Origin of the sequence: Pararcticibacter amylolyticus, from assembly GCF_003130405.1 — a bacterium.
In the GTDB taxonomy this organism is placed as follows: domain Bacteria; phylum Bacteroidota; class Bacteroidia; order Sphingobacteriales; family Sphingobacteriaceae; genus Arcticibacter; species Arcticibacter amylolyticus.
On record NZ_QEAS01000011.1, the window covers coordinates 59,439 to 78,498 of the forward strand.

Sequence of the window (19,060 nt, forward strand, 5' to 3'; positions counted from 1 at the left end):
CAATGATAACAAAGGTTCTGTACGTAGAGGATGAAGCTGACCTGGGGAATGTCACCCAGCAGTATCTTGAACTCATGGATTTTGAGGTTACGTGGTTTACCGCTGCACGGCCTGCATTGTCTTTTTTTGAAAAACACTCGTCGGATTACCAGGTAGTGATCCTGGATATTCAGCTGCCTGATATGAATGGTTTTGACCTGGCTGAACAGTTACTGGCAGTGGATCCATCGGCATATCTGATCTTTCTTACTTCACGGAAAGAAAAGGAGCAAAGGTTGCAGGGATTGAAAATTGGTGCCGTAGATTATATTACAAAGCCATTTGATGCCGACGAACTGGTCCTGAAAGTTCGTAACATGGTAAAACATCGGGGAAAGCTTCCTGCCGTTGTGCCGGTTGAAACAAAAAGATCAGCGGAGGAGATCTCTTTTGGTGATATGCGGCTGCGAAAATCGAGATTAACTCTCTCATTATCCGATAATCGTACAGTATCACTCACCCAGAGAGAAGCCGAACTGATAGAGTATTTTTGCCGCAGGCCCAATGAAATTATCAGGAGAGAAGATATCCTGAAGGATCTCTGGGGAGACGACAGCTATTTTCTTGGCAGAAGCCTGGATGTATTTATCTCAAGGCTTCGGAAGCTTTTCCGTGAATCAGATACCGTGAGAATTGAAAATGTACACGGAGTTGGCTTTGTTTTTACGGTCGATGCATCTTCCGGTAAACTAATGTAGCCTGGTTACGATGATTTTATCGATCCGCTGTTCATCCATATCCACTATTTCAATCTCAAAGTTGCGCCATGTTAGTTTTTCGCCGGCTACCGGGATGTGGTGCAGTTTTTCCAGCACAAGCCCGGCGACAGTAGAAAATCCGCTTTCTTCCTCGTCTTCCTCAAGCTCAAAGTACCGGAGGAATTCAAAAAACGAATACTGCCCGTCTATAAGCCACGAATTTTCATCTCTTTGTACTAACTGGTATTCTTCTTCATAATATTCAGGATGTTCGCCAACCAGTGCGTCCAGGACATCGTTTATCGTCACCATGCCTTCTAAAGATCCATACTCGTCAATCACAATTGCATAATGCATCCGGCTGGTTTTAAATAATTCCAGCACTTTATAAGCAGGGGTGTTCTCATGGATGAAAAGCGGTTTTCTTTTATAGTCAAGGATGTTGAAATCTTCTTCTTTATGAAGATTGATAAAAAGTTCCTTTGAAAAGACGATTCCCTGAAGCTTGTCGAGGCTTTTATCGGCTACCGGATAAACAGAATGTTTCTCCTGTTCTGCCTTCTTTCTTATCGATTCAAGACTGTCATTCACATCAAACCAGGCAAGTTCAGTCCGGTGCGTCATCAGCTCCCTGACCTTGCGGTCGCCAAGAGCAAACACCCGCCGCACGATATCCTGCTCTATCTCCTCTATCACCCCCCGGGCTGCACTCTCATGTATCATCGCATTGATCTCCTCCTCCGAAATAGAGTCCGATTTTTCCTTTATCCCCAGGATCTTCAGAAAGAAGTCATTCGTTATCCCCAGCAGCCAGATGAAAGGTTTCGCTACTGCCGATATAAAATACATGGGCCCTGCTATAAGCGAAGAAATGGCTTCGGGATAAGCCAGTCCGATTCTTTTTGGCAGCAGCTCCCCGAATACAATAGAGAAGAAAGTGATAATGATCACCACGGCGGCCACTGAAAGACTGTCTGCTGCCGGCCGTAAAAATTCTACGTTCTCAATCATTGCTTTCAGATCACTGGTGATCGTGTTGCCGCTAAAAATACCGGTAAGAATCCCAATGAGGGTAATTCCGATCTGAACTGTAGAAAGAAATGTATTAGGATTGCCTGACAGATTCAGGGCCTGCTGTGCTCCTTTCGATCCTTTCCTTACCGCACTTTCGAGTTTATACCGCTTGGACGATACCAGGGCGATTTCGCTCATGGAAAAAATGCCGTTTAAAAGGATCAGAAGAATAATAATTAAAATTTCCATATCTCATTAACCAGGGCCATAGCCTTCGGATAAATTAATGCAAATTTGCTCAATTATATCGGACTACCCCCATTATCTGTGAAAAAGATACATTAAATTGCTTTCGGCTGCCTTGCTGTAAAGTATATTTGAGTCTCAACTGATACATATGTCTGATCTGTTCAGGAAGCACCTGGAAAAGTTTATCGAAGTAGATGACAGCGAATTTGATGCCATTCTGCGGTATTTCACACTGGAGAAAGTGACGAAGAAAGAGAACCTGATGATGGCGGGATCGGTATGCCGCTCGCATTTTTTTGTATTACAAGGCTGCCTGAGAAAGTTCTTTATTAATGAAAAGGGGATAGAGCAGACCACGGAGTTTGCTATCGAGAACTGGTGGCTCACAGACAACCTGGCTTACGAGCAGCAGGGCACTTCGGAATTTTACATCCAGGCCGTCGAAAGATCCGAAGTATTGACAATCAGCAAACCTTCGCAGGATAAACTGCTTCAGGACATACCCAAAATGGAACGTTACTTCCGTTTCATTTATCAGCGGGCTTACGCTGCCTCTCAGATGAGGATCAAATATCTTTACGATTTTTCCCGTGAGGAACTTTACTTTCATTTTCTCGACCGGTATCCCGCATTTATTCAGCGAATCCCCCAGTATCTTATCGCTTCCTTTCTGGGCTTTACCCCCGAGTATCTGAGTGAGATCAGGGCAAAAAAGCGTTCTTAAACCAGTTTAAGATAATTGGCTCCCGGCTTTCTGATCTTTGTTGTGTAATCATTAACAATTAAAAAATCAGAATATGGAAAAGAGAATAAACATCATCGAAACACAGCCGCAGGCAGTGAAAGCAATCTATGGTCTTGAGCAATATCTTAACTCCGGGCGGGTCAGCAAATCACACCGTGAACTACTGAAGATCCGTGCTTCGCAGATCAACGGATGTGCTTTCTGCCTGGATATGCATACGAAAGATGCGCTGAAGATGGGCGAAACGCCGCAAAGGATCTTTTTACTGAATGCCTGGAAAGAGACAGATCTGTTTACTGAGGAAGAGAAAGCCGTCCTCGCCGTTACCGAAGAAGTCACCCTGATCAGTCAGCATGGCTTAACACAAGACACGTACAGGAAAGCCCTGGAGTTTTTCGACGAAGACTATCTTTCTCAGCTCATCATAGCTGTAGTAGCGATTAATGCCTGGAACAGACTGGCTATTTCGAGCCTGTTGCCCGTTCCGAATAATTAGTGGATGCATCATGCTGAATTTTGCTGCGGTACCGCACGATTTCCGGGCTGTCCGGGTAAAGTTCAGCCGCCATTCTGAAAAAATCACTGGCCTTGTCTGGTCTTCCGATCTTCAGGCAATAAGATCCCATCCAGTCAAGCCAGCTTTCAGAGGGTCGGAATTGATGATGAAGGTCATTTGAAAGCCTTTCGAAACTCTTTGTAACCAATGACGGATCTTTTACCGCCTGCTTTACGTGGATCCGGTGCTGCCCGAAGATAAATTTCAGGGCATCGTAAGATGCTGGTACCGGTACAGTACCATGGTCATCGTCCGGATAATACTGATACTTATATTTCAGGCCTGCCGGCTTATATTTATCCAGCAACTGGTGGAATGCAATGTTTGAACGGGCCATGTCTGTCGTGGTGTCTTCGGGAACAGATTCTTTAAATGCCCGCCCGGTGAACAGTACTACCCCCTTAAACTCCCTTTTTTTAAAGAGGCTGTCGGCTTGTTTTAACAAGAGGGTATTATCCCACCAGAGACTTGGATCAATCGCGATATAGGCATTGAACAGGGGCGTATGGTTCAGGAGGATATTAACTGCTGTCAGTCCGCCAAAAGAATGGCCGGTAAGAATCCTGTAGTCATCGGTACGGTAACTTGAGTTGATGTGGGGGATCAGTTCCTCTTCAAGAAAACGAATAAAGCTGGCATTCCCGCCGCTGTTTTTGTAGAGTGGCACTGATTTGTCAAAGAAAGCTTCCCTGGAAGAATTCGAAGGGGTCAGGTCCCGGGTACGGTCGGTGTTCAAAATACCGACTATGATCATCTGAGGTACTTTTGAATAGGCCCCGCTTGCAAGTGCTTGTGCCATTCCGGTAAATGAATGAAAATTAGCGTCTCCATCAAGAAGATAGACAACCGGGTACTTCGCCGGAGCATATTTTGTAGAATAGTAATCTGGTGGTAAAGAGACCCAGTATTCTCTCACTTCATTCAGAATATGCGATTTCAGTTTATGTTTGGTGCCGATGGTGACAGAGTTAGACTGCATCTGGTCCTGCCCTTTAACTCCGCATATTAAAAATATAGTAATTACCAGTAATGCGATTGGTTTCATTGAAAATAAATACTGAATGAAATTAGTTAACAGCGTGGTTCTGCGGTGTAATGGTACGCTCAGCAGAATTACTTTTCCCTAGTCTTTGTGGCCTCTTCTTTTTATTTCGCCTTCCCCACCAGATATAAAAGCCTGTTATGGGAAGGCTCGTCGCAATCAGCCCGCCTGTAAAGGTGACCAGCTTCCCAAACCAGCCCATCCATGTCCCCATATGAAGTGACCAGTAAGTGTTTTCAATATTCTCGTGCAGGATTGCTCCCTCGGGAATGTTAAGGGTTGCTCCCGTATAACGGTCTGCAAATACTGGAAAATTGCCATCCTGGCTTTTCAAGCCTGCCATACGCGTAAGTGAAAACATATAGTAGCCGGCCGAGTCAAGTGTATAGGTCGACACCCGTGCTTCCTGTGCCCATGGCTGGTCCGCAAATGCCCGGTCTATGATCCTGTAAAGGTCCTGCGGCTGTTTTTCCCGTTTAAAAGCGGGCAATTTCTTCTCCCAGGCATGTGACGGATCGCCGCCAAACGAGGATACTGTAAATCCGGCAAGAGGCTTGAAGGCAATAATCAGGCCTGTTATGGTCAGGATGGCGACAACTGTAAGAGAATAAAAGCCCAGTACGTTATGGAGGTCATAGTTGAGTCTCCTGAACCTTGCTTTCCATTTGATCCTGAAGCTTTGCTCTCGGGTGGTTTTAGTCCATTTTGCAGGCCACCAGAGAATCAGCCCCGTGATCAGTTCGACAAGGAAAATAATCGTTGCAATGTCAATGATCCACTCTCCTGTGCCATGCCAGAGAAGCGAGTTATGCAGGTGCGCAGTGATATAGAAGAAATAGATCGTGCCGTCGTCTTTCAGGATCCTGCCGGTATAGGGATCCATATAAACCAGGCGCAATCCCTTTTTTTTATCAAACGAATTGAATTTTACAGTCCTGGCCGGGTCGCGGTAAGTTACCATGTATCCCGGGTTTCTCCTTTCTGGGTATTCTTTCCTGAAGCCTGCGATCAGGGTCTCTACAGGCAATTTTTCCTTCTTTACGTGTTGTACATACAGAACATCCCTGTTCGCAAAGTTTATTATTTCGTCGCAATAGACGATAATCGTACCGGTGAGGCATACAACGATCAGTATAATCGCAGAAATGAGGCTTGGCCATAGATGAATCCAGGCTATAAATTTACCGAAAGCAGATTTAGAGCCTTTCTTTGGCGGAGCGTCATTCGGTTTTCTTCTGATTCTCATTTATCTTTAATTTAAAAAGCCCGGCACCTGAAAGATGCCGGGTTTCATTAATTAGAACTTATAGGATATATTAAAGATGAGTTGCCGCGGATTTTCCCGGAAAGCCCAGGCATCCGTCGTCCAGTAATGTTCATTGGTGAAGTTATTGACTTTTGCGCTCAACCGGTATCTTGGCTGTTCGTAAAAGGCTGAGGCATCCAGCCTGGTATAACCAGAAACTTTAAAGGACGATGCAGTTGTGTTCACGAAGTATGCATCGCTCTGATAATTACCTCCAAGGCCAAAACCAAGACCGCGTACGCTCCCGTCCTGTATTTTATAGCTTATCCAGGTATTGGCAGTGTTTTTTGGTGCGGATGTTGGCCGGAGCCCGTTGATATTTGAAGCTGCATTGGTGTATTTACTGAAGTTGTAACCATAGCCAAAGATCATGTGCAGTCCTGCAAAAGGATTAGCGATGAGGTCGGCCTCGAAACCTCGGCTAAGTTGAGTGCCATCCTGTAAGGAATAACCTGCATGGTCAGGGTCAACACGCACCTTATCTTTAACTTTAATATCGTAATAGCTTAAGGTTCCGTTTAACCGGCTTCCAAGAAGTTCAAGTTTTACTCCTCCTTCTATTTGTTCTGCATGCTCTGGTTTGGCTTCCTTGTTTTCATCTCCGAACGCTAAATAAGGGCCTAGATTGGCAAACCCGTTCATGTAATTTCCGAACAATGACACTTTGTCTTTCACAACTTGATAGACCAGTCCAAGCTTAGGAGACCAGGATGTTTGTTTAAAATCGTCAAACTCACTCGAGTAACGGTCAACACGCAGGCTGATCATGGTGATCAGCTGATCTGTAATGTTAAGTACATCGGAGAAGTAGGCGCTGTAAGTCTCATAATTTCTTCTGTTTTGTGTCCTTTTTGCAGTGGATTTTTTATTTGCCGGGAACCGTGCCGCCATGGCAATGGTATCGCGGTAAAAGTCAACCGGAAAATCGGGGATTGAAATGTTTTTTCCTGCAAACTGTATTTTGTCCAGAGCAATCTGTCCTGTTCTTCTGTCGGCAGATGTAATTTGCGAGTAGTCAAGACCCACCAGAAGGCGGTTTCTCAATTTCCCTATCTTCATGTCGGCAACAAAATTTTGCTGGAACTGCTGTACGCCGAAAGTACTTGGGATACTCATAGGTTCGCGCGAGAAAGTGCTGTCTGTTGCCAGTTTCAGGAACAGGTAGTTCGCATTATTATCTGAGTTGGCATAAGAATAATCAGATTGAGATGTCCAGGTTTCAGATAGTTTATAACTGGCCCTGAAGTAAGCATTAAAGATCTTCGAAGAGCTTAGCATATCGTTGTTGGTGAACGACTTTTTAAAATCCAGATTCAGGTCGTCAAACCCTTTTGCTTTAACATTGGAACCAATGCTGCCTATATATGTCGTATTACGTTCTGTATTGTAAAACTCAAGATCCAGATCCAAGGTAAGTTTGTCATTTACCTTATATGTCAGTGCAGGCGCAATTACCTGTGTGTTCTGGCGTCCAAAGTCCTGGAAACTTTTCTCATTGTGATAGGCCGCATTTAAACGGAAGAGAAGTGTCTTTTCTTCATTCAGGGGTGCATTCACATCTGCCGTTATCCGGCTGAGTCCGAAGCTGCCGGTGCTGTAGTCAACCGATCCGCCGAATTGGCTGTACGGTTTCTTGGTCACGCGGTTCACCAGGCCACCATAAGAAACCAGGACGCCGCCGAATAATGTAGAGGATGGCCCTTTGATAACTTCTATGGCTTCCAGGTTAACAGGGTCTGAAAGAGATACCCAGTTGGTAGCCATGCCGTTCCGTATCGCACCGCCGGCGTTCGTCCCGCTGAACCCTCTCATCCTGATTGAAAGGCCTATACCTCCTGAACCCACCCCCTGCGTAATATTCGTAAGGCCGGGGACGGTTTGTAGAGCGGTTTTAAGATCAGTGCTGACCTGCTCAACAAAGAGCTCTTTCGGAACTACGGTATATATCTGCGGATTTTCAAGATTGCTGAGCGGCATCCGGGCCGCATATTCACTTTTTTTCTCAGCGAATTTTTTGGCCGGCGAGCTTACCACTACTTCTTCCAGTTGGGTGAGATCCTCATTAAGCATAAAATTAACGGTTTCAGTGGTATTAGCTTTGACCTCCACCAGCTTTTCCTGTGACTCAAGCCCGATGGCAGAAGCCTTTAATGTATAGGTGCCCGGTGTAACGCGGGCGATCGTAAATTCTCCCTTGTGATTTGTTATCGTCGCGCCCGGGTGGCCAACCAGCCTGACAGAAATTCCTGCAGCCGGCTGATTATCACTGGTCGTAATGCGTCCCCTGATCTCAGCCGTTTGTGCAAACGCAGTAGTGGAGAACAGGAGAAGGATGATGCAGATAAATTGTGAAAGAGTAAAAGGTGTTTTCATGTTATTTGGATCGGTTCTAAATTGCGACAAAGAAAAGGAATTAAATCTATCAGATCAATATTATTTTTAATTAATCTAAATAGCGATGATCTTGCCGTGTACCATGTCGATGACGTTTAACGTTAATAAAAGCAATGAAGCTGTATCTGGAAGATTTGGTAATTTTATACAACTAAAAACATTCCGATATGAAGAGGCTGATGATCATTTTATTTCTGCTGGCTGTTTGTCGTTCAAGTGATGCCGTAGAGCCTGAAAGAAAATATAGTCTGACTCCCGAAACACTGAAGTTGAATTATAAGGACCTGACGCTAACAACGTCTGATCATTATAAATTAAAAGCATGGGAATTGCAGCCGGCTGAAAAGACAGACAAAAAGATTACGATCGTTATAGCTTGTAATGGTGAAGGAAACATGTCGGACTGGTTGTATCGCGGAGGAGCCCTCTCGAAAGCTGGTTATCGTGTACTACTTTTCGACTACCGCGGCTTCGGCGAAAGTCAGGACTTTCCGATGCAGAGGGAGCAGTTATACTATAATGAGTTTGAACTTGATCTGAAGGCCGCAATAACTCATGCAAAAAAGAACAAGAAGAATAAGCTTACCGGAGTATTGGCAATTTCATCAGGTTCTGTGACTGCAATCAGGGCTGTCCAATCCGAACCCGTTGATTTTCTGGTATTCGATGGGGCTGTGTTAGATCCCGTACTATTGCAGAAACGTTACTTTGCGACTGAATCAAGAAAGATCACGTTGCCGCAGGATGATTCATCTGTCTCACTCCATTATGAGAAGCTGAATATTCCCCTGCTCATTTTTGCCGGGCTGAAAGACAGTCTTACTACTGTGGCCGATGCGAGGCAGATAATTGCGCAAAACCCTGTGAAGCGACAAATCCAGGTGTATGACGGGGATCATTTGCAGTCTTATGATGTTCTAACCGGGCAGGTGTCGGGTGATCGTTACATCGCCCGGATAACCAGTTTTCTTGCACCGATGAATGCAGCCGGGGAAAAAAAGAATTAATTCCGGGAGAGCTGCCTGTTGGCTGCGACTTCTGCCGGGCTGACCCCAAAGTGTTTTCTGAAGGCGAACGAAAAGTGCGACAGGTTTTCAAAGCCTGTTTCGAGATAGACATCGCCCGGGCGTTTTCCATGGTGCTCGATCTGAAAGCGGGCTTCATCCAGTCGTTTTCTTGTAAGCCACCGGCCGGGAGTTTCTTTGAAAAGATCATAAAAATCACGCTTGAAAGACGAAATGCTCCTGCCTGTAAGAAACGCAAAACGTTCAATACTAATATTGAAGCGGAAATTGCGGTGCATGAACGCTTCAAGATCTATTTTCTGGGGTTGTCCGAAATTGAAAAATACACCAGCCAGCGAGGGGTTGTTCCGCAGCAGGATCAACAGTAATTCTTCCCGTTTAATGTCTGCGAACGTTTCATCGATCTGCTCAGTTCCGTTGTAATACGGGTCCAGCGATAAAATGAAGTTCCTGACCAGTTTATCCTCTTTTATAAATAAAAATGAATCGGTGTTTGGAGTGAAGTCCGGGACATTGACGTCATGTCTGGTCTGGAAACTTTTCAGGAAAGCCTCGTCCAGGACAATGATAACCTTTTCAAAAGCACCGTCTTTCCTGTGTTTGGTATAGCGCACAAGATGGTTCTTGCGCGCTATGCAGTAATCGCCTTCTTCTATCCTGTAATGCTTGTGTCCGTCATAAGCTTTCATAGATCCTTTCAGAAGGAACAGGAAAAAATGTTCGGGTATATATTGTTCCGGTGAAATTTCCGGGCCGAGATGGCAGGATTGTATGTTGTTAAACTTCATGGTGGAAAACAGTCAGGTAAAGATAATCAATTTACCAGGCTGTCCACACTTGCCAGTATCGCTTCCTCCTTAGTCCGCGGGTGCCAGTCTAATAAAGTTTGGGCCTTCATGTTCGACATCCTGATATAATAATGGCTTTCAGTGCTGTTCATCTCCGCAATCTTATCAGAAAAAGCCGGCCGCTCTTTTTTGATCAGCCCTGCGACATCAGCGAAACTCATGACTCCGTCGGATGTCGCCAGGAACCGTTCTCCCGCCGCTTCAGGATGTGTCATCGCGAGCAGATGTATTTGGGCTACATCCCTGACATCCACTACCCCGAATGTAAAGTTCGGGCTTTCCTTAACAACTCCGTTTAGTATGCCCTTCACAACGGTATCTATGGATGCCGAAGAAATGCCTCCGGCTGCCGGGCCAAAAATTCCTACGGGGTTGATCACTGTCAGTTCCAGTCCGCCGCCTTCACGTTCAATAAATTCCCAGGCTGCTTTCTCTGCGAGCGTTTTTGATTTGATATACGCAGGAACAGGAGCGTTGGCGTCTGTCCAGTCTTTCTCTGTGAATACATGATCTTTACGGTCGGCTCCGTAACCTATTGCGGCAAACGACGAGGTCAGTACTACTCTTTTTACACCCGCATCCCGCGCTGCCTTCAGAACGCGTAAGGCGCCATCTCGGGCAGGAATGATCAGTTCGTTTTCATCCTCAGGTTCTTTTCCGGGAAAAGGAGAGGCCACATGAAGGACATAGTCGCAGTTCTGTACAGCGATGTCCCAATTCTGATCATTCGTCAGGTCAGCTTCAATGAAGGAGAGGTGTTTAGGGGATGAAACACCTGCCAGTTGCAATCCTCTAATGATTTCGTCTTTTCTGCTTACCGACCTTAAGGTCGTCTTCACGCTGAACCCTTGTTCAAGAAGCTGTAATATGCAATGTATTCCGACAAAGCCGGTACCGCCAGTCACCAGTACGGTTTCTTTAATTCTGTTCATAGTATTTACTCTGTTATTTTAAAACGGAAATTTTATGCCGGTCACTCCTTCAGCAAAAGCCCATAATTTGCCTGCTTCCGCCTCGTTATTCATGGCCTCGGTATGATGCGCCGAAAGTGCCGGATAACCTGCAAATTCCCTGTCACCATCGGGGCCATACAAGGCACCTCCATAAACAGAAGGGTCTGTGGCTGCGAAGAGCGAAGGCAATGCTCCCTGCCATGGCTCCATGATCTCACTGAATTGTGCAAATGCCTGCTCCAGCGTTTCTGCCGGAATATGACGCTGAAGGTCGGTGCGCACTACTCCGGGATGAGCCGCCGCCGAAATGACCGGGCTTTTTACTGCCTCCAGACGCCTGTGAAGTTCCCTTGTAAAATGGATGTCCGCGAGTTTGCTTACTGCGTAGGCGAGTTGTGCATCATACGGCTTTTCAAGTCTGACATTTCCGAAGTCGATGTATTCTGCCTGGGTCGCAGCTCCGCTGCTTAGCGTAATAACCCTTGTTCCTGCCGCCTGTACCAGGAGAGGGTACAAATATCCTGTCAGCGCAAAATGCCCCAGGAAGTTGACGCCGAACTGTAATTCAAACCCGTCGGCCGTCAGAGACGGTGGCGGGAGCATGACACCGGCATTATTGATGAGTATATCCAGTTTCTTATACCTGTCTTTGAATGCCTCCGAAAATTCTCTCACCGCTTTAAGATCCGCCAGATCGAGTTCCATGGCTTCAAGCATTCCATTTCCCTTGCTGGAAGTCTTCATTCTGCTGATTGCCTGCTCCGTCTTTTCCAGGTCCCTGGAAGCTGCTATCACATCTGCACCGGCCTGGTGAAGTGCCAGTGCGGTTTCGTAACCAATCCCGGTATTAGCCCCGGTCACTATAATTGTTTTTCCCGTCAGGTCCGGGATATCACGCTTTGTCCACATACTAATTTGTTGATTATAGGATACAAAGATCCGGGTTTGATGGAGATGGAAGTTTGTTTAAAAGTTCAAGTTTTGTTTGTTCAGACGTTCATGCCGGAAAGGGGCATCAGTTTGCTTTTGACCGCGAACACCTGGGGCGTATTATCATGATCTTTTCGCCGTTTAAATTCCGTCGTTTACCGAAAAGCTTCTTGTATCCGCCTAATCTTCATTGATGATGGGCTGAACCCGATCTATCTTTGATTCATCAAAACGATAATAATTTAAAAATCAAAGATATGAAAACGCTGATTACACTTACCGCCGCTGTATTATTCGCCACAGTATTTACTGCTTCTGCTGATGAAAGAAGAGAAGCAAAGAGCGAAACCACCGCTGTTAGTACCAAAGCTCCTGCGTTTGAGTTCGGCAGTCCATCCGATTTAAATGACCGTGAGATCGAGAGCCTGAAGCTTTCGGCCTTTAAGGCTCCTGCCTTCATCTGGGGGAGCCCTGAGGATGCAAATCTTTCCGGACTTAAGCCGGCAACAGTGAAAGAGATAAAAGCACCGGCATTTGAATGGGGAATGGCTGATGAAGTCACCCCGGATGTTGAACTTCTGAAATTTCAGGCTCCTGCCTTCATCTGGAGTACCCCCGATGACGTAGATCTTTCAGAGCTGGCCAGGTTAAAGAAGTAATATTATCTGAACGTTCATAAACTCCATCATATATACTGAAAGCACCTGCTGGTTACAGCGGGTACTTATTCTTGTTTGTCCATCGCTTCTGTTTCCGTTTTCTCATTAATGCTTTCCAGGTCGTCAATGTGAGTACCTTTCCATTTCTCTACTTTGGTGTGGTAAGCAGTTTTTGCGATCAAATGTGCCCCGATCGGGTTAGTTAGGATCAAAAAGAAAACAATCGATATTGTTTTAGTTGTTACCGATACATCGTCAAACATAAAAGCCGCGCATGCGAGCAAACAGCCTGTTCCCAGGGTTCCGGCCTTTACCGTAACCGATAGCCGGAGGTAAAAATCCGGCATTCTCAGGATTCCGATGGAGGCAACAAGAATGGCGAGTGCGCCGATTGTGCTGATGATGGCAATTAATATATCTGTCATTTTCTCTCCCTTTTATCTAAATAAAATGCGAAGGCGATAGTGCCAAGAAAGGCGATGAGCGCGAAGATCATTGCAATATCCAGGAATACGGGTTCCTCTGATCGGATACTGTAGACGGTGATCAGGGCAATCCCGATGGTAATAATCAGATCCAGGGCCACTACCCTGTCTACAATGCCGGGCCCCTTCAGCAAACGGATAAACGTAAGCGCTACCGATGCGGAGAGGATTGGAAAAATGATATAGTCAAAATATAAATCGAGGCTCATCGCATAATTTCTAAAAGTCGTTTTTCAAATCCGTTCCTGATCTGCGCTATAAATGTATCCTTATCTTTCAGGTACATTACATGTATATAAAGTGACTTCTTGTCCTCGCTGATATCCATAATCAGGGTGCCCGGCGTCAGGGAGATAATGGTAGATAACAGGTTGATCTCGATATCAGACCGTGCTTCCATAGGGTATCTTACGATCCCTGGTTTGAAGAAATATTTCGGAGTGATCAGATCATAGGCAACCTGGATGTTGGCCATGATCATTTCATACAGGAAGTAAAATATAAAACCAATTGTTTTGGGAGCCTTGGTGAAATAGCGCTGGTCTGTTTCATTCCGGTTCATCACCCACAGGATAAAGAAACCTGCAAGAAAGCCGAAAACAAAATTAGAATAGTACAGCGAACCTGTGAGCGCTACCCATATAAACGACAGGAGGATGTTCATTAACAAGTTTCTTACCATAATTCTATCATTTACCTAACACTGCTTTGATATAAGGAGTTGTGTCGATCATTTCATTGGAAATAGTATCTGCCACTCTTGCGATAAACTCTGCATTCAGCCCGATAAAAAGAGAAGAAGATGCCAGGATACAGACCGGAAGCACCAGTGATGTCTTTTTTAACGGAGAGAGAAGGTCGAAATTGTTTGCAGGAGGCGGATCTTCAGGTGCACTTTTCCAAAACACCTTCGACCACATCCTGGCCACAACATACAACGTAATAAAACTGCCAAGTACCAGGCTGCCAATAAAGGCATAGTTACTGGTGTCGAATGCGGCGCTGAAGAGGAGTATTTTAGGCCAGAAGCCTGAAAGCGGAGGAACTCCTGTCAGCGAAAACAGGACGATTGCAATGAGCAGCGATATTTTGGGATAACCTGCATACAAGCCGCCAAGACGGTCCATATCCATCGTTCCTCTCAGCTGCCTGATAAGGCCTGCGATGAGGAACATATTGGTCTTCACCATAATGTCGTGAATGAGATAAAATATGGCTCCGGCGAAAGCAACTTTCGAATACGTCCCTAATCCTCCTATAATAAAACCGATATGGCAGACAATTAAATAAGAGAACAAGCGCCGGATGTTGTTTTTAATAATAGCTCCGAAAGCACCGGTAAGAATGGTCAGCACAGCCATCCCCATCAGAATGATCCTGATGGTATTGTCGGGCACGATCACAAGAGTGAAGAAGCGAAACAACGCATAAAGCCCCACTTTGGTAAGAAGGCCTCCGAATATCGCCGCAACAGCAGATGGCGGTGTGTGGTAGGAAGAGGGCAGCCAGAAGTACAGGGGAAACACCGCTGCCTTTATCCCAAAACCCGTCAGGAAGAACACCGAAATTAAGTTCACCATCGACTGGTCCTTTACCAGCGGTACCTTCTGGCTGAGATCGGCCATATTGAGAGTGCCCGTAATGCCGTAAAGCAGGGCGATTCCGGTCAGAAAGAACGTGGAGGCGAGAATATTAAGTGCCATGTATTTTACCGCACCTTCCAGCTGTGCCTTTCTTCCGCCCAGTGTCAGAAGAACAAACGATGCGATAATGATCACTTCGAACCAGACATACTGGTTAAAGATATCGCCGGTAAGAAAAGCTCCGTTGAGACCCATTACCAGGAAATGAAATATAGGGAAGTATCCATACAGCATTCTGGACCTGGCAATACCCGTAGCAGAGAAGATACATACAGCCAGGGCTGATACAGATGTGAGCAGTACAAGAGTGGAGCTCAGGAGATCTGCCACGAAGACAATCCCGAAGGGGGGCTGCCAGTTAGCCGCATTCATTGTGAGAATACCGCCCTGAAGAACCTTAGTAAACAGGTTAAGCGATAATGCAAATCCGATCAGGCAGCCTGTTATGCTCAGGATCCGCTGTGTCACTGTTTTTCGCCAGAATACCAGTTGCAGGATAGCGGTGAATAAATGAACGATTACCGGTGTAATGATCTGATTGTCTGTCATAGATCCTCCTCCTCAGGGGTGTTCAGTCCATCCAGGTCGTCTGTATTCACCAGCAGGTATACGCGCTTCAAAAGAACGATGGCAAACGATGTAAGTCCAAAGCTGATCACGATCGCTGTGAGTATCAAAGCTTGCGGAACAGGGTCGGCATAGATATCCGTGAAGGTTTTTGCATGTTCTGCAATAACAGGAGGCTTTCCCTTCGTGATGTTGCCTAAAAGAAAGATCAGTAGATTGCAGCCGTTGCCCAGCAGCATGATCCCCAAAAGCAGGCGGACCATACTCCTCCTCAGCATCAGGTAAATTCCTGCGGCGTACAAAATACCTATGAGAAAGATCAGCAGGAGTTCCATAATCAATGAGTATTCAGAGAAATTGTAAATAATATAGTGAGTACTACTCCGACAACAACGAGATACACTCCCAGGTCGAAAAACAAAGCGGTTCCAACCATCCCGATAACGGGAAGAGGCTGGTTTATCCAAAGTCCGGTCATAACAGGCTGCCCAAACAAAACAGGCAGGAACATGGATAACGCCGCAATTCCCAATCCTGCCGGTATCAGCGAAAGCGGTTTATACCGGAGGATCTTCATCGTGTTATCTGTGCCGTGTGCAAAGCTGTGAAGCACGAATGCGATGGAGGCTACCAGCCCGCCCACAAATCCTCCTCCCGGATAGTAATGTCCGCGGAGCAGTAGAAAAATGGAAAAAAGCAGCAGGATCGGAAGAAGATACCGGGATGCTGCCTGTAAAATCGTACTTTTCATATTACTCTTTTTCTGAAGGCCTTAACTTTAATTTAATTAAACTGTATACCCCGAGCGCGGCGATGCTCAGCACCACTATTTCAAACATGGTATCAAATCCCCTGAAATCGACCAGGATAACATTTACAACATTTTTTCCTTTGGCAAGTGTGTAAGCAAAGTCGCTGTAAAATTTACTGACGGTTGTTTCTGTCGGTTCCTGCAGTGCCTTCAGTGCAGTAATAGACAGAATAGAACCGAAAGCCAGTGCAACTACAGCATCTCTTGTCATAATCTTTTTGTTCGCCACGTTGAGAAAAGGAGGGAGGTTAAACAGCACAAAAACAAAGAGTACAACCGTCAGTGTGTCAATCGTAAACTGCGTCATGGCCAGATCGGGGGCACTGTAGTAAACGAACATCAGACAGATGCCATAGCCAACCACACTCATTGCCACAACAGCTGTGAGCCGGGACGAGGTGGTAACGGTCAGTACCACTGCCAGTATGAGAATTAAGATATTGACAATTTCATAAATGCCGGCAGAAGAAAGACGGTCAAAATTGATGTAAACCGGGCCACCTCCGAGCAGTTCCCAGGCGAGGAGGATCTCGGCAAAGATGATGATCTTAAGGATATACGACCGAAGGAATCCGTTGTGCATGATATTGGTATACCAGGAAGAGAAACGGGTGAAACCTGCTGTGATCCTTCCCGAAAAGGCAGCGGGCGAAAGATTTTCGAACCTTTCGGCAAACCGGAGCTTCCTGATTCCGGGCTTGTTTAAAAAGTACAGGCCTGTGCCGGCAGCAAGCGTTGCCACGCTGAGTGCCAGCACGGTATTGAAGCCATGCCATACTTTCAGGTGGACTTCTGTTTCTTCTGGAGTCATTGCGTTGACCGCCGGAGAGACGATGCTGCCCCCGGCAATAGCCGGCAGGACACCGAAGAACAATCCGCAAATTGCAAGAAGCAGGGGCGGTACCCACATTTGCCAGTGCGGCAGATGAAGCCCGGAATATTCAGGCGGCAAAGCCCCCGTGAAGGGTCTTATCCCTGCCATGAATCCGGCGGCTACAAGGCAGAGATTGGTTAACACCATGATCGATGTAAAGAAAACAGCAAACTGGCCTTCAGCATGCAGCGTTGCCTCATAAATAAGGTCCTTTGATACGAAACCAAACAGGAGCGGCATGCCTGCGCTTGATAATGCTGAGAGAATGCCTGCAAAAAAAACAGGCAGAAGTACCTTCCTCAATCCCGACAGCCCCGATATGTCGCGTGTGCCGGTTTCATGATCAATGATCCCGGTGGTGAGAAATAACGATGCTTTATAGAGAGCATGGACAACTGTAAACGTGACAGCGGCAGTGAGCGCTTCCGGAGTACCTAATCCAATCAGAAAGGTCAGCACCCCAAGGGCAGAAATTGTAGAGTAAGCCAGGATTCCCTTCAGGTCGGTCCGGAGCAGCGAATGAACAGCCGCATACAGCATGGTCACGCCTCCTGCTGTCATCAGGGTATACGACCACGCAGTGGTGTCACCCAGGACTGGCGACAGGCGGGCCAGGAGGAATACACCTGCTTTTACCATGGTCGCCGAATGGAGGTAAGCGGAAACCGGCGTGGGTGCTTTCATTGCTCCCGGCAACCAGAAGTGAAAGGGAAACTGTGCCGATTTGGTAAATGCTCCCGCTACCACCAGGGACAGGATCAAAGGATAAAGATTGTCCGCCCTGATTGCAGCCGCCAGTTCCGTGAGCTTACTGATCGAATTTGTCCCGGCGATATTTCCCATGAGGATCATTCCAGTCAGGAGAAAGAAGCCTCCGAGACCTGTGACCGCCAAAGCCGTTAAAGCGCTTTTCCGTGATGCAGGATCGGTGTTATTGAAACCGATGAGGAAGAAAGAGCTGATACTGGTTAATTCCCAGAATATGAATATCAGGAGAATGTTATCTGACAATACCAGTCCGAGCATAGAAGCCATAAACAGGTATAAAAACCCGTAAAACCGGTCGGCGTATGCCTGCCCCTTCATATAGGACCCCGCATATAGAAAAATCAGTGTGCCAATGCCGGTTATCAGGAGACTGAAAAGCAATGACAGCCCGTCCATTTTGAAGTCAAGGTTGACAGCCAGAGAAGGAACCCATTCATAGTGCTCAAACGGCACTTCCCCTCTCCCGATCACGGGTATGTAACTTAACAGATACAGAAACAGCAAAGCAGGTAAAAGCGCCATAAAACCGCCGCGTTCGAACCGGAGGTATCTGCCGAAAGGGATTAGAAGAATGGACGCCAGGAAGCCGGATAGTATCGTTAATAGCATGCTTTTTCTGGTTTTATGTGCAGCAAACGCCCCACAATGAGAAAGAACAAAATTGTTCTGGATGACCAAACTACTATTAATTTACAAATGCAGCAAAGAGTTTGTTTGGAATAGCCGGTCGCACCGGGTTGTACTGAGTGCCATTAATAGCAGCCACTGGACTGTAACCGGCCCGCTTTTTTACCGGTTTAATTCCGGCATTCGCCGGAAGCTTTCGAAGGTCTGCCTAATCCTTATTGATGAGCGGAGCAGGTCGCTCTATATTTGATTCAACAAAAGGATAATAACTTAAAAATCAAAGATATGAAAACGCTTGCTACACTTACCGCCGCTGTATTGTTCGTCACAGTATTTACTGCTTCTGCTGATGAGAGAAGAGAAATGAAGAGCGAAACGACTGCTGTTAGCATCAAAGCTCCTGCATTTGAATTCGGAAGTCCTTCCGACTTGAGTGATATGGAAATTGAAAAACTAAAACGGTCCATGTTTAAAGCGCCTGCATTCGTCTGGGGGGATCCGGAAGAAGTAAATGCCCCGGCACGTACGACTGCGGAAGTGAAAGCAATCAACGCTCCTGCATTTGAATGGGGAACAACAGATGATATCAATAACAGGGATATCGAATTTTTAAAATTTCAGGCACCTGCTTTTAACTGGGGATCCCCTAATGATCTGGATCTGAAAGAAATTGAGAAGCTAAGAAAATAATCGGGTTAAAATTTCGTATACCCCATCATAGATCAAAAGCGCCTGCTGGCTATCCGGCAGGCGCTTTTCTTTGATATGGTTGCGACGGACTTTTGGTCATGGCGTGAAAATTTTCCGATATCGGAAAAAAAGTCTTT

The 19,060-nt window shown here is 46.1% G+C and carries 20 protein-coding genes; 6 read left to right on the forward strand and 14 right to left on the reverse strand.

Features of this window, described 5'->3' with window-relative positions:
* The first annotated feature begins 2 nt into the window (after positions 1 to 2).
* Positions 3 to 737 (forward strand): response regulator transcription factor, encoded by a 735-nt coding sequence (locus tag DDR33_RS14040; protein WP_109416436.1) that lies wholly within the window; start codon positions 3 to 5, stop codon positions 735 to 737.
* On the opposite strand, the gene DDR33_RS14045 is transcribed toward DDR33_RS14040, so the two are convergent.
* The gene (locus DDR33_RS14045) at positions 729 to 2,000 is read right to left on the reverse strand and encodes a hemolysin family protein (protein WP_109416437.1); all 1,272 of its coding nucleotides are present in this window, start codon (positions 1,998 to 2,000) and stop codon (positions 729 to 731) included. The genes DDR33_RS14040 and DDR33_RS14045 overlap by 9 nt on opposite strands.
* Positions 2,001 to 2,148: 148 nt before the next feature.
* Between DDR33_RS14045 and DDR33_RS14050 the strand changes: the two genes are divergently transcribed.
* Both DDR33_RS14050 and DDR33_RS14055 read left to right on the forward strand, forming a co-directional pair.
* Positions 2,149 to 2,724, forward strand: coding sequence for a Crp/Fnr family transcriptional regulator (locus DDR33_RS14050; protein ID WP_109416438.1), 576 nt, complete (start codon positions 2,149 to 2,151; stop codon positions 2,722 to 2,724).
* Between the two features lie 73 nt (positions 2,725 to 2,797).
* Positions 2,798 to 3,241, forward strand: a complete 444-nt coding sequence (locus DDR33_RS14055) for a carboxymuconolactone decarboxylase family protein (RefSeq protein WP_109416439.1) — start codon at positions 2,798 to 2,800, stop codon at positions 3,239 to 3,241.
* On the opposite strand, the gene DDR33_RS14060 is transcribed toward DDR33_RS14055, so the two are convergent.
* Genes DDR33_RS14060 through DDR33_RS14070 form a run of 3 tightly spaced genes read right to left on the reverse strand, consistent with a single transcriptional unit; the run spans position 3,207 to position 8,022 of the window.
* Entirely contained in the window at positions 3,207 to 4,346 is a 1,140-nt protein-coding gene (locus tag DDR33_RS14060; protein WP_109416440.1) for an alpha/beta hydrolase-fold protein, read from the reverse strand. The two genes, DDR33_RS14055 and DDR33_RS14060, sit on opposite strands and share 35 nt — an antisense overlap.
* Before the next feature lie 22 nt (positions 4,347 to 4,368).
* Positions 4,369 to 5,589, reverse strand: a complete 1,221-nt coding sequence (locus tag DDR33_RS14065; protein ID WP_109416441.1) for a PepSY-associated TM helix domain-containing protein — start codon at positions 5,587 to 5,589, stop codon at positions 4,369 to 4,371.
* Between the two features lie 51 nt (positions 5,590 to 5,640).
* A complete protein-coding gene (locus DDR33_RS14070) occupies positions 5,641 to 8,022 on the reverse strand; it encodes a TonB-dependent receptor (RefSeq protein ID WP_109416442.1) in 2,382 nt (793 codons plus the stop codon).
* Positions 8,023 to 8,210: 188 nt separating this feature from the next.
* On the opposite strand from DDR33_RS14070, the gene DDR33_RS14075 reads away from it, so the two are divergent.
* The gene (locus tag DDR33_RS14075; protein ID WP_109416443.1) at positions 8,211 to 9,050 is read left to right on the forward strand and encodes an alpha/beta hydrolase; all 840 of its coding nucleotides are present in this window, start codon (positions 8,211 to 8,213) and stop codon (positions 9,048 to 9,050) included.
* Here DDR33_RS14075 and DDR33_RS14080 read toward each other — a convergent pair.
* Genes DDR33_RS14080 through DDR33_RS14090 form a run of 3 tightly spaced genes read right to left on the reverse strand, consistent with a single transcriptional unit; the run spans position 9,047 to position 11,778 of the window.
* Positions 9,047 to 9,856 carry a helix-turn-helix transcriptional regulator gene (locus tag DDR33_RS14080; RefSeq protein WP_109416444.1) on the reverse strand — a complete coding sequence of 270 codons (810 nt, stop codon included), beginning with the start codon at positions 9,854 to 9,856 and terminating at the stop codon, positions 9,047 to 9,049. The genes DDR33_RS14075 and DDR33_RS14080 overlap by 4 nt on opposite strands.
* A gap of 26 nt (positions 9,857 to 9,882) precedes the next feature.
* Positions 9,883 to 10,848: an SDR family oxidoreductase gene (locus tag DDR33_RS14085; protein ID WP_109416445.1), complete on the reverse strand. Its 966-nt coding sequence runs from the start codon at positions 10,846 to 10,848 to the stop codon at positions 9,883 to 9,885.
* Positions 10,849 to 10,866: 18 nt separating this feature from the next.
* Entirely contained in the window at positions 10,867 to 11,778 is a 912-nt protein-coding gene (locus tag DDR33_RS14090; protein ID WP_109416446.1) for an oxidoreductase, read from the reverse strand.
* Between the two features lie 278 nt (positions 11,779 to 12,056).
* Between DDR33_RS14090 and DDR33_RS14095 the strand changes: the two genes are divergently transcribed.
* Positions 12,057 to 12,458 (forward strand): hypothetical protein, encoded by a 402-nt coding sequence (locus DDR33_RS14095; protein ID WP_146198772.1) that lies wholly within the window; start codon positions 12,057 to 12,059, stop codon positions 12,456 to 12,458.
* 65 nt (positions 12,459 to 12,523) lie between these two features.
* On the opposite strand, the gene mnhG is transcribed toward DDR33_RS14095, so the two are convergent.
* From mnhG to DDR33_RS14130, 7 genes are read right to left on the reverse strand one after another with little or no spacing between them, the layout of a single operon-like run.
* Positions 12,524 to 12,883: a monovalent cation/H(+) antiporter subunit G gene (gene mnhG, locus DDR33_RS14100; RefSeq protein WP_109416448.1), complete on the reverse strand. Its 360-nt coding sequence runs from the start codon at positions 12,881 to 12,883 to the stop codon at positions 12,524 to 12,526.
* The gene (locus DDR33_RS14105; RefSeq protein WP_109416449.1) at positions 12,880 to 13,152 is read right to left on the reverse strand and encodes a cation:proton antiporter; all 273 of its coding nucleotides are present in this window, start codon (positions 13,150 to 13,152) and stop codon (positions 12,880 to 12,882) included. The genes mnhG and DDR33_RS14105 overlap by 4 nt, the downstream gene beginning before the upstream one ends.
* Positions 13,149 to 13,625: a Na+/H+ antiporter subunit E gene (locus DDR33_RS14110; RefSeq protein ID WP_109416450.1), complete on the reverse strand. Its 477-nt coding sequence runs from the start codon at positions 13,623 to 13,625 to the stop codon at positions 13,149 to 13,151. Before DDR33_RS14110 ends, DDR33_RS14105 begins: the two co-directional genes overlap by 4 nt.
* Positions 13,626 to 13,632: 7 nt before the next feature.
* Entirely contained in the window at positions 13,633 to 15,135 is a 1,503-nt protein-coding gene (locus DDR33_RS14115; protein ID WP_109416451.1) for a proton-conducting transporter transmembrane domain-containing protein, read from the reverse strand.
* Entirely contained in the window at positions 15,132 to 15,488 is a 357-nt protein-coding gene (locus tag DDR33_RS14120) for a Na+/H+ antiporter subunit C (RefSeq protein WP_109416452.1), read from the reverse strand. Before DDR33_RS14120 ends, DDR33_RS14115 begins: the two co-directional genes overlap by 4 nt.
* A gap of 2 nt (positions 15,489 to 15,490) precedes the next feature.
* Positions 15,491 to 15,904, reverse strand: coding sequence for a Na+/H+ antiporter subunit B (locus DDR33_RS14125; protein WP_109416453.1), 414 nt, complete (start codon positions 15,902 to 15,904; stop codon positions 15,491 to 15,493).
* 1 nt (position 15,905) lies between these two features.
* On the reverse strand, positions 15,906 to 18,215 hold the full coding sequence (locus tag DDR33_RS14130; protein WP_109416584.1) for a putative monovalent cation/H+ antiporter subunit A: 2,310 nt from the start codon (positions 18,213 to 18,215) through the stop codon (positions 15,906 to 15,908).
* 303 nt (positions 18,216 to 18,518) lie between these two features.
* Here DDR33_RS14130 and DDR33_RS14135 point away from each other — a divergent pair, with 303 nt between their 5' ends.
* Positions 18,519 to 18,923, forward strand: a complete 405-nt coding sequence (locus DDR33_RS14135) for a hypothetical protein (protein ID WP_146198773.1) — start codon at positions 18,519 to 18,521, stop codon at positions 18,921 to 18,923.
* Positions 18,924 to 19,060: the final 137 nt, after the last annotated feature.